The 17,477-nt window shown below is 72.0% G+C and carries 11 protein-coding genes; 4 read left to right on the top strand and 7 right to left on the bottom strand.

Annotated elements, in window-relative coordinates:
• Positions 1-209 precede the first annotated feature (209 nt).
• Complete coding sequence (locus tag FB600_RS16760; protein ID WP_164467636.1) at positions 210-1,205, top strand: cupin-like domain-containing protein; 996 nt, start codon at positions 210-212, stop codon at positions 1,203-1,205.
• Between the two features lie 117 nt (positions 1,206-1,322).
• Here FB600_RS16760 and FB600_RS16755 read toward each other — a convergent pair whose 3' ends face one another.
• The gene (locus FB600_RS16755; RefSeq protein WP_145757103.1) at positions 1,323-2,387 is read right to left on the bottom strand and encodes a TauD/TfdA family dioxygenase; all 1,065 of its coding nucleotides are present in this window, start codon (positions 2,385-2,387) and stop codon (positions 1,323-1,325) included.
• 759 nt (positions 2,388-3,146) lie between these two features.
• Between FB600_RS16755 and FB600_RS16750 the strand changes: the two genes are divergently transcribed.
• On the top strand, positions 3,147-3,923 hold the full coding sequence (locus FB600_RS16750) for a helix-turn-helix transcriptional regulator (protein ID WP_096751704.1): 777 nt from the start codon (positions 3,147-3,149) through the stop codon (positions 3,921-3,923).
• Between the two features lie 22 nt (positions 3,924-3,945).
• On the opposite strand, the gene FB600_RS16745 is transcribed toward FB600_RS16750, so the two are convergent.
• From FB600_RS16745 to FB600_RS16720, 6 genes are all read right to left on the bottom strand, one after another.
• Positions 3,946-7,092, bottom strand: coding sequence for an efflux RND transporter permease subunit (locus FB600_RS16745; RefSeq protein WP_145757102.1), 3,147 nt, complete (start codon positions 7,090-7,092; stop codon positions 3,946-3,948).
• Positions 7,089-8,219 (bottom strand): efflux RND transporter periplasmic adaptor subunit, encoded by a 1,131-nt coding sequence (locus tag FB600_RS16740; RefSeq protein WP_096751706.1) that lies wholly within the window; start codon positions 8,217-8,219, stop codon positions 7,089-7,091. The genes FB600_RS16745 and FB600_RS16740 overlap by 4 nt, the downstream gene beginning before the upstream one ends.
• The gene (locus FB600_RS16735) at positions 8,216-9,805 is read right to left on the bottom strand and encodes an efflux transporter outer membrane subunit (protein ID WP_096751707.1); all 1,590 of its coding nucleotides are present in this window, start codon (positions 9,803-9,805) and stop codon (positions 8,216-8,218) included. The genes FB600_RS16740 and FB600_RS16735 overlap by 4 nt, the downstream gene beginning before the upstream one ends.
• A gap of 7 nt (positions 9,806-9,812) precedes the next feature.
• Positions 9,813-10,760: a syringomycin E biosynthesis L-threonyl-[L-threonyl-carrier protein] 4-chlorinase SyrB2 gene (syrB2, locus tag FB600_RS16730; RefSeq protein WP_096751708.1), complete on the bottom strand. Its 948-nt coding sequence runs from the start codon at positions 10,758-10,760 to the stop codon at positions 9,813-9,815.
• Positions 10,761-10,782: 22 nt separating this feature from the next.
• Positions 10,783-12,660, bottom strand: a complete 1,878-nt coding sequence (locus FB600_RS16725; protein WP_227742812.1) for an amino acid adenylation domain-containing protein — start codon at positions 12,658-12,660, stop codon at positions 10,783-10,785.
• Positions 12,661-12,829: 169 nt separating this feature from the next.
• On the bottom strand, positions 12,830-14,080 hold the full coding sequence (locus FB600_RS16720; protein WP_096751710.1) for an alpha/beta fold hydrolase: 1,251 nt from the start codon (positions 14,078-14,080) through the stop codon (positions 12,830-12,832).
• Between the two features lie 305 nt (positions 14,081-14,385).
• On the opposite strand from FB600_RS16720, the gene FB600_RS16715 reads away from it, so the two are divergent.
• A complete protein-coding gene (locus FB600_RS16715; protein ID WP_145757101.1) occupies positions 14,386-15,678 on the top strand; it encodes a cation:proton antiporter in 1,293 nt (430 codons plus the stop codon).
• Complete coding sequence (locus tag FB600_RS16710; RefSeq protein WP_098153059.1) at positions 15,675-17,471, top strand: alpha/beta fold hydrolase; 1,797 nt, start codon at positions 15,675-15,677, stop codon at positions 17,469-17,471. The genes FB600_RS16715 and FB600_RS16710 overlap by 4 nt, the downstream gene beginning before the upstream one ends.
• Positions 17,472-17,477: the final 6 nt, after the last annotated feature.

The raw sequence follows: 17,477 nt of genomic DNA, 5'->3' as shown, positions 1-17,477 counted from the left end.
GCACGAGCCCTGCCCGCGGCCGCCGCGGGCAGGGCTTCCCGACACCGCATGCCGACCTTGCCGGGACAGGGTCGCGGCCTGCGTCGACTGTCGCGCTTTGCGATGACAGACGCGGCCCGGATTCGATGTTTCAATCCTTCAAGCATCGGGCCGTTCGCGCCAGCGCGCGGGAACGGCCGCGAACGAATCTGCCGATACAGGGACACTCAATGACAGTCCGCAATGACGCCAGCGCCGGTCCGTTGGAATATCCGTGGAGCCTCACCGGCTTTCCCAACTACGAGGCCTCGGAGGAGATCGATTCGCTCGACGCGCGCGACCTCAGCCAGGAGGATTTCCACAAGCACTACGTGATGCAGAACCTGCCCTGCCGGGTACGCGGCGCGGCGGCGCACTGGCCCGCGTTCCGGGCGTGGCGCGATCCGGAATACTTCAAGCGGGCCGCCAACGACATCCAGGTGGAAGCGCGCCACTATCCATGCTCGGAGCTGATCGCCTGGGTCAACGAGGACATCCGCCAGAAGCTGATCGACGACATCGGCACCAACATGAAGGGCATGCCCTTCCATGCCTTCCTCGACGAGATGAAGCTCAACGGCGGCCAGCTGGTGCTCGACGCCTGCGAGTTCGACGACAAGTCGCCGCTCGCGGAGCTGCAGCAGGACATCACCGGCTACACCTTCCTGCGCAACGCCGGCAAGCCGCGCGTCAACCCGCTGTACCGCGCCTTCCTGTATCGCGGCTCCTACACCGACTGGCACTTCCATGCCGCCGACGAGACCCTGATGACCCAGGTGGTCGGCGCCAAGGAAGTGCTGATCCTGCCGCCCGACGACGTGTCGTGGCAGGCCCTGCTGCCGGTGATCCGCGAGAACGGCTACCTGTTCGACGTCGACAGCCGGCGCTACGCGGGCTTCTCGAAGCTGCGGCCGTATCGCGTGCTGGTGGAGCCGGGCGATGCGCTCTACATCCCGGTGTTCTGGTGGCATGCGGTGGAATCGGTCGGCACGCAGTTCGGCGTGACGGTGGCCAGGACCTTCGCCTCGCCGCTGCACATCAACGGCGACTGGCAGTATCCGGCGGTCAGGAAGCTCGCCCGCACCTACGCGCTCAGCCCGTTCGCGCCGCTGCTGGTCGGCGCGCTGGCCTATGCGCTGGCGCACAAGGTGCTGAAGCGGATCGGCTTGCGCTCGGCGCGACGCTGAGGTATCCCGAGCATCGCGGCGGCGCGCTCAGGCGGGACGCCTCCGCCTCGACGGCGCGGCGCCGGCCCGCGCCGCCATGCAGGCGGCGGCGCCCCGGCGGGCGCGCCGCCCGGTCGTTCAGGCCGCCACCTCCAGCGGCTCGCGCGACATCATCTCCCCCATCGCCACCACGATCTTGCGCGGTCCCTCGAAGGGATCGCGCGCATGCGCGGTCAGCATGTTGTCGAGCATCACCACGTCGCCGCGGCGCCAGTCGAAACGCACCGCGCAAGCCTCGTAGGCCCGGCCGATCAGCGCCATGTCCTCGTCGGCGATCGGCGTGCCGTCGCCGTAGCAGACGTTGCGCGGCAGGCGCTCGGCACCGACCAGCTCGATCAGGTCCTCGCGCACGCCCGGGCCCAGGCAGTAGGGATGATGCAGCTGCACCTGGTTGAAGAAGGCGCGCTCGCCGGTCGACGGATGGCGGATCACGCCCGCGCAGCGCGTGCGCATCTGGAAGGCGTCGTCCTCGAGCCAGCGGAACTCGGTGCCGGCCGCGCGGCAGCGCGCCTCGACCGCGGCGCGATCGTCGGTCTTGAAGAACTCGCGCCAGGACAGGTCGAGCTCCTCGGTGAAGGTGCGCACGTACAGCAGCGACTTGCGCTCGATGCGCTCGACCAGCTCGGCCGGCAGCACGCGGATCATCTCGCGGATGTCGACCAGCGGCGTCGCGCCGCCCACCGGCGAGGGCACCTCGCAATAGAACCACTGCTTGCGCGGCCAGCTCTCCAGGTGCGAGCTCTCGTTGTGGAACAGAATCATTTCCTGCTCGGGATACGGGGTCGAGCGGTAGATGTTGCGCCCGCCTTCCTTCTTCGGCAGATCGCCGTAAGCACCGTGCAAGCCCGGCGAAAGCGCCTCGGCGAAGCGCTCGAAATCCTGCGGGGTGGGCAGCGCGAAGCCGCGGAACAGGATCGCCGCGTGCCGGCACAGCGCCGCGTCGACGGCGTCGCGATGGCGGCTGGCCCAGGCGACCGGATCGTCGTGCGCGCGCGCCGGCTCGAACACCACCGGCAGGCTCGCGCCGTCGCGCAAGGTGGAGATCCGCACGCTGCCGTCGAAGGCGGCCTCGGGGTACGGCGCCGACGCTTCGGAGCCCGTATCGATCGCGTCGAGGTCCGGTGCAAGGGTTTGGGAATTCATCAGCGACTCCTGTCCGGGGCCGGCGGCCCCGCCATGGTCCGGGCGCGCTCGCCATGACGATGCCGCGACGCCGGGAGGGTTGTGGACGCGGCCCTCGCGGCGAAGCACGACAGGAACCGCAGCTTACCTGCCAGGCATTAGAGCATCGGCCCCCGGGCCTGTCTGTACTCCATAGCGGGGACAAAAACGGTGCCCCGTCCCACGTCGCCGGTCCCCGGCGGCGATTGACGCTATCGCGCCACCTGCTATCGTGGTATTTAGTACATTGAATTTTCACCTGAGAAACAATTCAAATTTTTATACGGATTTACATGCCATGGAAACATGAATCGTTAACCATTCCATGGTCTTCGATTGACGAATCCGGTTGTTTTTATTCCTGTCATCGAATCACGAGAAGATATTCCCGATTGATCATTTTTCCGTTTTTCGATCGAATCGATGGAAAAGTTGCCTTCACCGCTTCGCCCTCAAATTCAATCGCCCAGAACAAAATGAAACTGAAAACCAGGCCGGTTCCGCGGGTCGCCAATTCGGCGTTTACGGCGCTTCGCGTCGATCGACAGCCCGTCGTCTCGACGATGCGACGCCAGGGGAATTGATCGATATTAGGAGAATAAAAGGACCTGCGCAGGGGTTATCGATTAAAGCCTGCGCGTTCGAGCGGACCGGACCGATCCGTCGAATCCGGAGCACCCGGGACGGGCTCCAGGCAACCGGCACCGCGTGCCGGCATGCGCAACACACGACAGGGCTATCATGCGCGACAGCATCGTGAAACTTGGCAGGGTGATCTCGAACGTGGGGACCACCCGATTCTTTTCAGCCATGCAGCGCTTCATCAGCGGCACGGTCACGATCGACATGATGCACGTCTCGATCTGGCATACCGATCCGCACCTGGGCCAGCTGGTCGGCGCCTCGACGATCCACGGCACGGCACTGCACGACGGCGGCTTCGGCCAGCGCCTGCCCGAGACACTGATCGAGCAGATCCTCGATCCGGACGGCCCGCGGCTGATCCATCTCGCGCCGCGCCTGTTCGACGACGAAAGCGCGGTCACGCCGGCGCATCGCTGCATCATCCTGATGCGGCGCGTGCGCACGCATTTCGTGGTGTTCCTGCAGCGCGAGGCCGAACGCGGCGACTTTCGTCCCGACGAACTGGCCTCGCTCGGCGAGCTCTCGCAGGCGCTGCTGCCGCTGGTCGAGCAGCATGCCTCGATGCAGCAGCCCGCCACCGCGAGCGCCGACGACGAGTTCGCGCCACCGGCCGGCGAGGCGAGCGCGGCCTTGCCCGACAGCGCCGCCGACACGCTCTCGCAGCGCTTTCGCGAACGCCTCGAGCAGCAGAACATCACGCTGTCCTCGCGCGAGCAGCAGGTCTGCATCCTGATCCTGTCGGGCTATACCCTGCCCGCGATCTGCGACGAACTGGACCTGCGCGCCAGCACCATCGAAACCTACCTGAAGCGCGCCCGCATCAAGCTCGGCCTGAGCGGCCGGCACGGCCTGTCGCGCTGGATGATCGAATGAAAGCCTGAAGGCGGGGCGGCACTCAGGCCGGCTCGCGGCTGGCGCGGGCGGCCTGGGCGACGCCCGCCTCCCGCCCCGCCTCGCCGCCCGCCTGGGCCGGCGCCTCGTGCCGCGAGGCCAGGGGCGACGGCGAGGGCCGCGGCGGCCGATGCAGCAGCCGCGCCAGGCGCGCCTGCCCGCGGTCGAGCAGCATGAAGGCGACCGGCACCAGCAGCAGGCTCAGCAGGGTCGAGCTGACCAGCCCGCCGATCACGGTCACCGCCATCGAGGAGCGGAACGCGTCGCCGCGCATGTCGAGCGCGAGCGGCAGCAGGCCCGCCATCATCGCCAGCGTGGTCATCACGATCGGCCGCGCGCGCTTGCGGCAGGCATCGACGATCGCCTCGGCGCGCGAGATGTCCGAGCCGCGCCGGGCGATCTGCACATGCTCCACCAGCAGGATCGCGTTCTTGGTGCTGAGCCCCATCAGCATCAGCACCCCCACCAGCGAAGCCAGCGACAGCCCCAGCCCCGGCAGCAGCGCGAGCGCGGCCGCCGCGCCGCCCAGCGAGAGCGGCAGCGCCACCAGCACGGTGGCCGGCAGCACGAAGCCGCCGAACAGCAGCACCAGGATCGCGTAGATGCAGATCAGGCCGAACAGCATCGCCTGGTAGAAACCGCCGAACAGCTCGGCGAGCGATTGGGCGTCGTTGCCGAGCCCGCGGTGCACGCCGGCCGGCAGCCGCTGCAGGGCCGGCAGCGTATCGAGCTGGGCCGCCACCTGGTCGAGCGGGCGGCCGTTGAGCGCCACGTCCAGCGTCACCACGCGCTCGCCGTCGCGGCGCTCGATGCGCCCCGCCTCGCTGGCGCGCAGCACGCGCGCCACGCTGGCCAGCGGCAGCTCGCCGTTCGCGCCGGGGATCGACAGCCCGGCCAGCAGGCTCGCGGCATCGGCGCCGCCGGCCTGCGTCGCCAGCGCGACGCGCACCGGCACGCGCGTGCCGGCCAGGTTCAGTTGCGGCAGGTCGGCCGCCTCGCCGCCGCCGGTGGCGGCACGGATCGCGCGCGCGGCGGTGTCGACCGACACGCCGAGCGCGGCGGCGCGCGCCGAATCGACCGCGATCGCCAGCGTGGGCCGCGGCGAGCCCGCCGCCGAGCTGACATAGCCGAGCCCCGGCGCGAGGCGGATCGCGCGCTCGACCTCGCGCGCGGCCGCATCGAGCGCCGCGCCGTCGCGGCCCGCCAGCACCACGGCGGTGGAGCGCGCCGCCCGGCTGTCGTCGATCGTCACGCGCGCGCCGGGCACGAGCGCGAACCGGCGGCGCAGCAGTTCCTCGATCTCGGTCTGGCTGCGCTTGCGCTCGGCCAACGGCTTCAGCGCGAGAGTCAGCCTGGCGGTATCCGCCGCGCCGGCGTCGCCGGCCGCGCCCACGGTGGTGTAGACCGAGGCGATCTCGTCGATGCCGGCGCTCGCGCGGCGCGCGGCCTCGGCCGCCTCGCGCGTGGCCGCCAGGCCGCTGCCGGGATCGCTCGCCACGTCGACGATGATCTGCGTGCCGTCCTCCTGCGGAAAGAAGCTCTGCGGCAGCGCGGCCAGCGCGGCCACCGAGGCCAGCACGAAGACCAGGCCGCCGGCCGCGCAGCGCCACGGATGGCCCAGGCACCAGTTCACCGCCTTCAGGTAGCGCGCCATCAGGCGCCCCTCGCGCGGCGCATGCGCGGCCGGGCGCAGGTAGCGCGCGGCCATCGCCGGGGTCAGCAGGCGCGCCACGCCGAGCGAGACCAGCACGGCCGCCGCCGCGGTCCAGCCGAACTGCATGAAGTAGCGGCCGACCGTGCCGGTCATGAACGAGGTCGGCAGGAATACCGCGACCAGGGTCAGCGAGGTGGCGATCACCGCCATGCCGATTTCCTCGGCCGCGTCGAAGGCGGCCTGCCGCGGCGACTTGCCCATCGCCAGGTGGCGGGCGATGTTCTCGACCTCGACGATCGCATCGTCCACCAGCACCCCGATCACCAGGATCAGCGCCAGCATGGTCAACTGGTTCAGCGAGAAGCCGAGCCAGGCCAGCACCAGGAAGGTCGGCACCACCGACAGCGGCAGCGCGGCGGCCGACACCAGGGTGGCGCGCCAGTCGCGCAGGAACAGCCAGACCACCACCACCGCGAGCGCGCAGCCCTCGTAGAGCGCGCGCATCGCATGGCGGTACACCTCGTCGACCGGGGCGACGTTGTCGGTGAAGGTATCGATGGCGATGTCCGGATGCGCGGCGCGCAGCGCGGCGACGGCCGCCTGCACGCCGCGCGCGGCGCGCGTCTCGTCGGCGTCCTCGCGCTGCATCACCTGCACCCCGATCACCGGGCGGCCGTCGAGCAGGGCCAGCTCGGTGGGCCGCGCCGCCGTGTCGCGCACGCTGGCGAGATCGGCCAGGCGCACCGCGCGGCCCTCCTTGAGCGACAGGCTGGCGTCGGCCAGCGCGGCCACCCCGGTGGCGCTGGCGCGCCATTGCAGGGGCCGCTCGGTGCCGTCCAGCGCGATGCGCCCGGCCTGGGTGTCCTCCACCAGCCCGGCCACCTGGCCGGCCACGGTGCCGGCATCCAGATGCAGGGCACGCAGCGCGACCGGGTCGAGCCCGACCTCGATCTCGCGCGCGGCGCCGCCCTGCCGCTTCACGCTGCCCACGCCCGGCACCGCGGCCAGCGCGCGATTCAGCTCGGTGTCCACGAAGCGGCTCAGGTCGAGCGCGTCGCGCCGCGTGGAGGACACCACCAGCAGGAACATCAGGTTCTCGGTGCCGTCGGCGCGCACCACCGGGTCGCGCACGCCCGGCGGCAGGCGATCGCGCACGCGCGCCACGGCGGCGCGCACCGCGTCCAGCGCATCGGCGCGCTTGCGCTCGGGCTCGAATTCGATGGTGGTATGCGACTGCCCCTCGCTGACCTGCGACAGCACATGGCGCACGCGGCCGGTGCCGGCCACCGCCTGCTCGATCACGCGCGTGAGTTCGCGCTCGACCTGGCCGGCCGGCGTGCCGGGCCACTGCGCGTCGACCACGATCTGCGGGATCTCCACCACCGGCAGCTCGGTGACCGGCAGCGAACCGAAGCCGACCAGCCCGCCGATGCACAGCGCGAGAAACAGCAGCACGGCGGGCAGCGGCCGGCGGATCGACCGGGCGGAGACGTTCATCGCGCGTCGGCCCGCTGCATGGCGCCCGCCTCGACCACCGCCACCCGATCGCCCTCGTCGAGCAGGCCGGCGCCGCGCTCGACCACGCGCGCGCCGGCCGGCAGGCCGGCGAGCACCTCGACGCGGCCGTCGCGGCGCTGCCCGGTGCTGAGCTTGAGCGCATGCACATGGTGCGTGTCGTCGACGCGCCAGGCGTAGTCGAAGCCGTCGCGCGTGACGATCGCGCTGGCGGGCAGCGTGCTCACCTCGGCCGGCGCGCCGGCCAGGATGCCCGAGGCCACGCCGCCCGCCTTCAGCGCGGACGAGGCCGGCAGATCGACATAGACGATGCCGGTGAGGGTGGCCGGGTCGAGCAGCGGCGAGACGCGCCGCACCGTGCCGATGACGCTGCTGCCGTCGGGCGCGGTGATCACGGCCTGCTGCCCCTCGCGCACCGCGCCGATCTCGCGCATCCCCACCTGGGCACGCCATTCGAGCCGGCCGCCCGGGATCAGGGTGAACACCGCGCTGCCGGCCGCGGGCACGCTGCCGGCGCTGGCGCGGCTGCTGGCGATCAGGCCGTCGGCCGGCGCGCGCAGCGTCGAATCGCGCAGTTCCAGATCGATCGCGGCGAGCCGCGCGCGCGCGCCGGCCAGCCGCGCGGCGCTCACGCTCGCGCCGGTCTGCGCGGCCACCAGCGACTGGCGGCTGATCGCGCCCGAGGCGTCCAGCAGCCTGGAGCCGGCCAGTTGCGCATCGGCCTGCTCCAGGTTGGCGCGCGCCTCGTCCACCTCGGCCAGGGTCTGCGCGCGGCGCAGGCGCACCGCGGCGACCTCCATGGTCGCCAGCACCTGGCCGGCGCGCACCTGGTCGCCGACCTGCGCCCGCACCGTGGCGAAGGGCATGCCGTTGGCGGGCGCGGCGATCTCGACCGGCTCGAACGGCGCGACGCTGCCGCTGGCCAGGATGCTGCGCGCCCAGCGGCGGGTGTCGGGCGCGATCGTGGCGACGCTCAGCGCGGTGGGCGCCTCGGCCGCGCTGGCCGCGCCGGTGGCCGCGTTGGCCTCGGACACGGGCCGGGACGGGCCGCAGGCGGCGCCGGCCAGCGCCAGCACCAGCATCGCGGTGTATCGAAAGGGAAGATTCATGGTGTCAGCGTCGTGCCGCCTTGCTTGCCGTCCTGATGGCCGGGGTCCGTGGGCTGCGCGAGCGCGAGCGCCGGGTCCGGCTCCTGCCAGCCGCCGCCGATCGCGCGATAGAGGGCGATCCAGGCCTGCGCGCGCTCGAGCCGCGCGACCGCCACCGACTGGGTGCTGGCGATCAACTGGCCGCGCGCGGTCTCGACATCGAGCACGTCGCGGCTGCCGGCCTGGAACTGCCGGTCGGTCGCCTCGGAATACAGCCGGTAGTGACGCTCGGACTCGACCGCGCTGCGCTCCAGCTCGACCGAGGCATCGACGCGCGTCAGTGCGTTCTCCACCTCGTTGACGGCCTGCCGGACCTTGCCGCGATAGTTCGCCATCGCGCTCTCGTAGCGGGCCCGCGCGGCGCGCTCGTTGGCCGCGCCGCTGCCGCCGTCGAACACCGGCAGGCTCAGCGAGGGCCCGAAGGCCCAGGGATGCAGGGTCAGCGACTGGCCGGTGATGTGGTAGCGGTCGACCTCGATCGAGCCGGTCAGCGAGAGCTGCGGGAAGCGCGCCGCGCGCGCCTCGCCGATCTCGGCGCTGGCGGCGGCCACCGCGCGCTCGGCCGAGCGCACGTCGGGGCGCTGCTCGATCGAACTGGCCGGCAGGGCGACGATCGCGCCGTCCCGCGGCACCAGCATGCGCGCATAACCGGGCTTCAGCAGCGTGTCGAGCGGCCCGCGCGCCATGCCGGTCAGCGCGGTCAGCGCGTTGCGGTCCAGTTCGCACTGGCTGGCCTGCTGCACCAGCGCATTGCGCCCCTCGGCCACCGAGGCGATCGGCAATTCCGCGTCGGTGGGCGACAGGAAGCCGGCCTGCACGCGCAGGCGCGCCAGCGCGTCGGAGCGCTCGCGCGAGCGCTGCTCGTCGCGGCGTGCCTCGAGCAGCGCCTCGCATTCGCGCAGCGCCGCGTAGTTGTCGGCCACGTCGGCCGCCACGCTGACGCGCGCGTCGTGCCAGTCGTCGACGGCCGCGTCGCTGCGCGCCGATTCGGCCTGCACCGCGCGCCGGCGGCGGCCGAACAGATCGATCTCCCAGGAGGCCTCGAGCGCGCCGCGCGTGGTGTTCAGCTCGCTTTCCTGCAGCGATTGCGGCTGGCTGACGTCATTGGAGGTGACGGCCTGGGTATTGCCGTTGGAGCGCTCGAAGGAGCCGCTCGCGTTGAGCTGCGGCAGCAGCGGTGCGAGGCTGCCGCGCCGGATCGCGCGCGCCTCGCGCACGCGCGCCACCGCCGCGTCGATATCGGGGTTGTCCGCCTGCGCGGCGGCGATCAGCGCGCTGAGCGCCGGATCGTCGAAGCGTCGCCACCATTCGCTCAGCTCGACCAGGCTGCCGCCGTGCGGCAGGGTGGCGTGCCAGGCCTCGGGGATGCCGAGGGCCCGGGCATCGGGCCGCCGGTAGTCGGGGCCCAGCATGCAGCCGGCCAGTTGCCCGGCCAGCAGGACCAGCGCCAGCGCGCGCGCCGCACGCAACGCGCGCGCCGGCTCGCGGCGCATCCCGCGCCGCGCACGGTTCAGCCCGGCAACGGCGGGACGGATGCGCGGCGCCATGCGTGGCTCAGCCTCGCTCGAACTTCTTGCCGCGCGTGGTGTGCGTGACCATGCGGTTGTAGGCGGGCGTGTGGTCGCCGACCACCTGCACCGAGCCGTAGCGCTCGAGGCTGATCTTGCCGCCGTATTCCTCGACGTAGTCGGTGTCCGGGTAGACATGCACGCTGGAGGGCACGTAGCGCGAGGCGAAACCCATGCGCATCTCCTCGGTCTTGCCCGCGTGCGGGTAGGAGGCGTGCATCAGGGTCGACCAGAAGATGATGAACTGGCCGGCCTTCATCTCCATCGCCGCGGCCGCCGCCTCGTCCGGCTTCCAGTCCTTGTCGATCTGCAGCTCGCGATAGTCGTAGCCGAAGAAGCCGCGGCGCATGCCGTCCTTCTCGACGCCGGTCAGCGCGTCCGGGTCGTAGCGCATGCGCTTGGTCTCGTCGTAGTTCATCGCGGTGTGCGTGCCGGGGATGAACTGCAGGCAGCCGGTGTCCTTCATGGCGTCGGTGAAGGCGGTCCAGACCGTGATCGTGCCGCCGAACTCGCGGTTCTCCGGCCAGACGATCTGCGGCTTGCCCGAGGCGTTCGCGAAGGTGTCGGCCTGGTGCCAGTCGGTGCCTTCGTCGCCCGGGTACTTCGGGAAGAACTCGGTGCGCCAGCAGATCACGTCCGGCCCGAGGATGCCCGACACGCGGTCGCAGATCTCCGCGCGCATGATGTGGTCGGCCAGGAAGTCGTCGTCGAGGTGGCGGTCGTAGTTGGCGATGTTGGTCTGGCCCGACACGGCGTCCAGGTCCTGGTAGGCGGCGTGGCTGCGATCCAGCAGGCGCAGGCGCGCCTTGCGCCACTCGGCCTTCATCTCCTCCGGCGAGTAGAGCGTGAACGGGCCGAGATAGCCGTTCTTGCGGAACGAGGCCAGCTCCTCGTCGGTCAGCTGGAAATTCCGGGTAGTAGTCAGTGCGTCCATGATGATTCGATTTCCTTGAGGGTCATTTGGCTTGCAGCGCCAGGCCGGCACGATTGGCCCGGATCACGTCGGCGAGGGCCTGGGCGGTCGCGCCGCTGGCGAGCGCGCTCAGGTCGAGATTGATCCGGAAGCGCGCCTTGATCGCGGCGATCGAGCGGATCAGCGCGAGCGAGGTGCCGCCCGCATCGAAGAAGTCGTCGTGCAGGCCGATCGTCTTCAGGCCCAGCAGGTCGCGCCATACCTCCAGCACGCCCGACTGCTCCTCGTCCAGCACGATGGCCGGCGCGGCCTGCGCCGGCGCGGCGCCCGGCGCGGGCAGCGCGCGGCGGTCGATCTTGCCGTGCTCGGTGAGCGGCAGCGCGGCCAGCGCCACGTACACCGAGGGACGCATGTAGTCGGGCAGGTCGCGCGCGGCGGCCTCGCGCAGCGCGGCCTCGTCCGCGGCAGCCAGGCTCGCGCCCTCGGCCGGCACCACGTAGGCGATCACGCGCACGTCGCCGTCGCCGAAATCGTGGCCGCAGGCGTGGCTCGCGCGGATTCGCGCGCTGCGCTGCAGGGCCGCCTCGATCTCGCCCGGCTCGATCCGGAAACCGCGGATCTTCATCTGGTCGTCGGCACGGCCGGCGTGGACCAGGCCGCCCTCGCCGCGCACCGCCAGGTCGCCCGAGCGGTAGGCGCGCACCGTGGTGCCCTCGGCGGTGGCCAGCGACACGAAGCGTTCCTCGGTCAGCGCCGGCTGGTTCAGGTAGCCGCGCGCGAGGCCCGCGCCCTCCACGTAGATCTCGCCGATCGCGCCGTCGGGCACCGGCTTGCGCTGCGCGTCGAGCAGGTGCAGGCGCAGGTCGTCGATCGCCACGCCGATCGAGGCCATCGCCTCGGGCGCGGCCTCCACCGCGGCGCGCGTCACGCGCTGGTGGGTGACGTGGACGGTGGTCTCGGTGATGCCGTACATGTTGGTCAAGGCCGGGGCATGATCGCCATGGCGCGCGATCCAGGGCGCCAGCACCGCGTGCGAAAGCGCCTCGCCGCCGAAGATCACGTGGCGCAGCGCGAGCGGCGCCCCGCCGGCGCGATCGGCGGCTTCCAGGTTGCGGAATGCCGAGGGCGTCTGGTTCAGCACCGTCACGCCGGTGCTCGCCAGCCAGGCGCGGAACTGCTCGGGCGCGCGCGAGACCGCGTAGGGCACGATCTCGACGCGGGCGCCGCTCAGCCAGGCGCCCCAGATTTCCCACACCGCGAAGTCGAAGCCGATCGAGTGGAACATCGACCAGACATCGCGCTCGTCGAAGCCGAACAGCGCGCTGGTGCGCGCCACCAGGCGCAGCGCGTTGCGATGCTCGACCATCACGCCCTTGGGCTTGCCGGTCGAACCCGAGGTGTAGATCACGTAGGCCAGGTCGTCGGGGTTCGAGGCGTGGACCTCGTGCGCCTCGTCGGCCGCGCCCGGCGCCGCCAGCGCCGACCACAGCGCGTCGAGATGCACGCTGCGCACCGCCCGGCCGCCCAGCGGCGCGGGCTCGGTCGACTCGTCGACCAGCACCGACAGGCCGCTGTCCTCGACGATGTGCGCGACGCGCTGCGCCGGATAGCCCGGATCGATGGGCAGGTAGGCCGCGCCCGCCTTCAGGATGCCGAGCAGGCCCACCAGCAGTTGCACGCCGCGGCCCACGTAGAGGCCGACCACCATGCCGGGGGTCACGCCGGCGCGGCGCAATTCGCCCGCCAGGCGCGACGACATGCGGTCGAGTTCCGCATAAGCGAGCCTGCGTTCGCCATCGGACGCCGCGACGCGATCCGGGAAACGCAGCGCCTGCTCATGGAACGCCGCGTGCAGCGAGCGTGCTCCGGACGGCTGCGTGGCAGCCGCACTACCCGAACGTGCCGGTTCAGTAGAAAACACTGGACATCCTCCTGTGTAAAAGTCCCGGCACCGATGACCGAGCCGGTCCAGCTTGCGAAACGATGGCGAGATCGCGCGAAGGCGGCCGCCCGCGCGGATCCGCGTCAGGCGGCCTGCAAGGCGGCGCGAGCGGGTCGGGGCCGGGGCCGCGACACCGCCCGGGTGCCGTTCATCTGCCGTACCGGAGTTCCGGTGCCGCGGCGCCCGGGCGAGCGGCGGCGGCGGCCGTGCCGGCCGGCGACACCGCGTGCTCGCGATGGAAGGCGCTCGCCAGCTCGGCCGACGGCGCGGGCATGCCGAAGAAGTCGGTATGGGTGCCGCCCGGCTCGACCACCAGTCGCGCGCCGGCGATCCGCCGCGCGACCAGGGCGGAGCCGCCCGCGTGGGTGGTGGTGTCCCGGTCGCCCGTGACCACCAGCGTCGGGGCCCGCACCTGGTCGAACCACGGCGTGATGTCGGTCTTGTTCAGCGCGTCGTTGATGCGCGCGTAGCGATGCAGCAGCTCGGCGTTGACGTAGGGATAGAGCGAGAGATGCGCGATCTCGGGCGGCGTGGTGGCCAGCGTGCCGGGATCGAGGAACATCTGCTGCAGGTCGCGCGCCTCGTCGAGGCTTTGCGCCGCGGCTTCCATCAGCCACTCGAAATTGGCCTGGTGCGGGGTGCGCAGCGTGCTGTCGGCGAACGGGTAGTCGCCGTACCAGAGGCTCAGCGCGCTGGCCCGCGCGGGCTCGCGCGCCGCTGCCGCGACGGCGATCACGGCGCCGCCGCAGATGCCCATCAGCTGCGCCGACGCCACCCCGAAATGCCGCATCACCGCGTACAGGTCGTCGACCTGGGCATCGAGGTCGGCGCGCACCGCCTTGAAATCGTCGCAGGCGCCGAACAGGCCGCGGGTCTCCCAGCTCAGCACGCGATACTCGCGCGACAGGCTCTCGAACCAGCCCGCGCAGAGCGCCAGCGGCATGCCGAACGGCAGCACCATCACCAGCGGCGGCGCCTCGGGCGCGCCGGCCGCGTAGGCATGCAGCGTCACGCCGGGTTCGCGCTCGATGCGCTGCGGCGCCAGGCCGGCTACCGCCGCGTGGCCCGCCGCGGCGCGATCCGGTTCGTCCTCCGAATCGATTCGCGCGTCGTTGTCGGCCGTGCCGGCGGCCAGCGCCTCCGACAGGTGGCGGCCGAGCAGATGCTCGAACGAGGAACGGCTGCCGTCCTCGGCATCCATGAAGCGCACCTGGCTCACGCCGATGCGCTCGAAGGCGGCGGCGATCAGGTCGCGCTCCGGCGATCGCGCCCCGGCGCCCGGCACCAGCAGGCGCACCGGCCCCGGCAACTGGCCGGCGATATGGCGCAGACGCTCGACGCAGCGTTCGATCCGCTGCTCGGCAAGGAAGGGCTGGCTGACTACGACGGTGTCGTCCATGGAATGGCCTCGTGGAACTGGCATTGCGCAACGCGACGAGCGACGCGCGGCGGCTCGCCAGCGGCGCGCCTCCCCGGTCACTCGGACAGTGGCAGGATTTCATCATGCGGGTCGGGGCATGTCTGCCGCACGAAACCGGGACATTGGCGGGACATTCGCGCGACACCGCATGCGAATGCCCTGTCCCATCTTTCCCTTGCATACGCGAGCCGGCATCGCTGGTTAAATCGCTCGCATCGTCTGCGCCCCGGCTCCTCCAGCCTCGTCCCGCACGCGTGAGGTCCACACTTTCGGAGAATCTCGGAATGACGCTTTGGCTACTTCAACTGGCAATCATCGTGGTGGCGTGCGGATGTTTCGGCGCGCTGGCCGAGCGCGTCGGCCAGTCGCGCGTGGTCGGCGAGATCGTGGCAGGCATCGTGCTCGGGCCGTCGATCGTCGGCGCCATCACCCCCGGCTTCTACGGCGCGGTGTTCGGCCCCGCCGCCTCGACCGGCATCTCGCAGCTCGGCGAGGTGGGCGTGGTGATGCTGATGTTCGACGTGGGCCTGCACATGGAGCTGGGCAGCTCGACGAGCGGCGGGAAATCGCTGCGGCCGGCGCTGCTGGTGGCGTTCTGCGGCATGGCCCTGCCCTTCGTGCTGGGCCTGGGCGCCGCGCTCTGGTCCTGGCCCGCGCTGGCGGCCGGCTATCGCAAGCTCGAATACGTGCTGTTCTGCGGCGTCGCGCTGTCGGTCTCGGCGGTGCCGGTGATGGGCAAGATGGTGATCGACATGAAGCTCACCCGCCATCCCGCCGCCAAGCTCGCGCTGGGCGCGGCGATGCTCACCGACCTGGCCGGCTGGCTCGCGCTGGGCGTGATCGCCTCGCTGTCGGTGGCCGGCTCGAGCGCCACGCTGTTCGTGGCGGTGCTCGGCAAGCTGATCGGCTTCGGCATCGCCTCGCTACTGCTGGTGCGGCTGGTGGTGCGCCCGCTGGCGCGGCGCGCGGCCTCGCCCGGCGAGCGGCTGGCGATCCTGGTGCCCTACGTGCTGGGCTCGGCCTGGGCGACCGCGGCGCTGGGCTTCCACAGCGTGTTCGGCGCGCTGTTCGCGGCGATCCTGCTGCGCGACCTGCCGAACCTGCGCGAGGACTGGGATTCGCATTTCGGCGGCTTCGTGCGCACCGTGCTGCTGCCGGTGTTCTTCGCCTACGCGGGCCTGCACGCCAAGCTCAACGTGCTGGCCAGCTCGGCCGCCTGGTTCTGGTTCGCGGTGTTCTTCTCGGTGGCCTTCGTCGGCAAGTTCGGCGGCGCCTTCCTGGGCGCGCGTGCCGGCGGCGTGAACCCGCGCCACGCGGCCATCGTCGGCTCGCTGATGAACACCCGCGGGCTGATGGAGCTGGTGGTGCTGGCCATGGGCCTGCAGATGGGCGTGCTGCCGGGCAATGTCTACGCGATCCTGGTCACCATGGCGCTGGTCACCACCGCGATGACGATTCCGTTCGTGCGCTGGTTCGGCGGCCCGGCGATGCGCCAGGAAGCGGAGCAGCCGGCGCGCGACGGCGATGCGCCGGCAGCGCTGCGCGGCTTCGAACCCCATGGCGAGACGATGCGATGAACCTGATAGCCGAAGTGAGCGCCTCCCCGGCGCCAGCCGCCGCGCGGCAAGCCTCGAAGCCGCGCCAGGCCGCGCCGGCCGTGCGCACGCTGTTCCTGCTGCCCGACTACACGGGCCTGGCCGACGGCATGGCCGACTTCGCGGCGGGCCTGGCCGCCGACGGCCCGCTCGAGTGCCTGCCCTGCCCGCCGCTCGACGCGAGCCGGCCCGCCACCCTGGAGGGGCTGGCCATGCATTACGCGCAGGCGCTCGTCGAGCGCCAGCCCGAGGGGCCCTACCGGCTGGCCGGCTGGTCCTTCGGCGGCATCCTTGCCTACGAGGTGGCGATGCAGCTGGTCGGGCGCGATCGCGACATCGAATTCCTCGCCATGATCGACGCGAACCTGCCGGGCTCGGCGACCGCCCGGCGCATCGCCGCGCCACTCGAGGCGGGGCTCGCGCCGGGCGCCTACCTGCTCGGCCTGCTGCGGATCGCCGCCGGGCCGGCGCCGGCGGGCGACACGCGGCATCGCGAACTGCTGCAACTGTTCGCGCCGGGCGACGCCGCCGCGCGCGACAGGCTGGGCGAGGCCATCGCCGCGCTGGCCGACGACGCGACGCTCGCCGAGGTGGTCGAGGCATGCCGGCTGGCCGGCGCGTGGCCCGCGGCGCTCGCCGCGACCGACCCGCACGAGCTGGCCGCGCTGCTGCAGCGCTGGCGCGCGCACGACCATGCGCTGGCCCACTACGCGCCGTTCCCGAGTTCGACCTTCGTGCACCTGTTCAGGCCGCATGCCGCGCGCCCGGCCGACCCGGCCGACGAGCCGGCCGCGTCCTGGGAGAGCGTGCTGCGCAACGGCGAATACCACTACGTGCCGGCCGCCGGCGCGGGGCGGCCCTTCCTGTCCGGAGCGGCTGCGGCGCTGTCCGTCGCGCTGGTGCGCGCCCTGCGCGCCGAGCTGCAGAAGCGCGCCGGGCGCCTGGTCGCGTCGCCCGAGCACGGCTACAACCCGCATGTCCCGCTGCGCCAGGGCGGCAGCCGCCGCGAGCCGGTGGTGATGATCCCCGGCGCCGGCTCGGCGGTCACCGCCTTCATGCCGTTCTGCAACGCGCTCGACGAGCAATGGGACCTGCACGGCCTGCAGCCGCGCGGCTTCGACGGCGTGCTGGTGCCGCATGCCAGCGTCGAGGCGGCCGCGCGCACCTATCTCGCGCAGATCGACCTGCTGAGCGCCGAGCACGGCGCGCCGGTCCACCTGATCGGCCATTCCTTCGGCGGCTGGATCGCCTTCGACCTGGCCTGCCGCCTGCAGGCGCGCGGCACGCCGCCCGCCTCGCTGACCGTGATCGATTCCGAGGCGCCCGAGGCGGGCCTCAGGCTGGGCCGCGCCTATACCTTCACCGAGGTCACCTGGGCGCTGGTGCGCGCGCTCGAGCACGGCAGCGCCAGGAGCATGGGCATCGACCGCGCGGCCTACTTCGGCGCCGAGCGCCGCGAGCAATGGGAGATGCTGCACCGGGGCATGCTCGCGCTGCGCCTGGTGCATCGCCAGTCGCGGCCGAGCGACACCTACGGGCTGGTGCGCACCTACGCCACCGCGATGCGCACCGTCTACCGGCCGCCCGCGCGCTACACGGGCCCGGCCACGCTGGTGCTGGCCGCCGACGAGGTCGAGTCGAACCAGGGCGCGCACCAGGGCTGGCAGCGCGTCGCGCCGCTGATCGAGGAGCGGCGCGGCGACGGCAACCACTACACCATGCTGCAGGCGCCGCACGTCGCATCGCTGGCGCGCTGGTGGCAGGACCGCGCCTGACGGTCC

The sequence above is a fragment of the Burkholderia sp. SJZ089 genome (genome assembly GCF_007828315.1).
Taxonomy (GTDB): domain Bacteria; phylum Pseudomonadota; class Gammaproteobacteria; order Burkholderiales; family Burkholderiaceae; genus Burkholderia; species Burkholderia gladioli.
The sequence above is the reverse complement of the archived record's forward strand: the minus strand, read 5'-3'. Positions and strand labels throughout refer to the sequence as shown.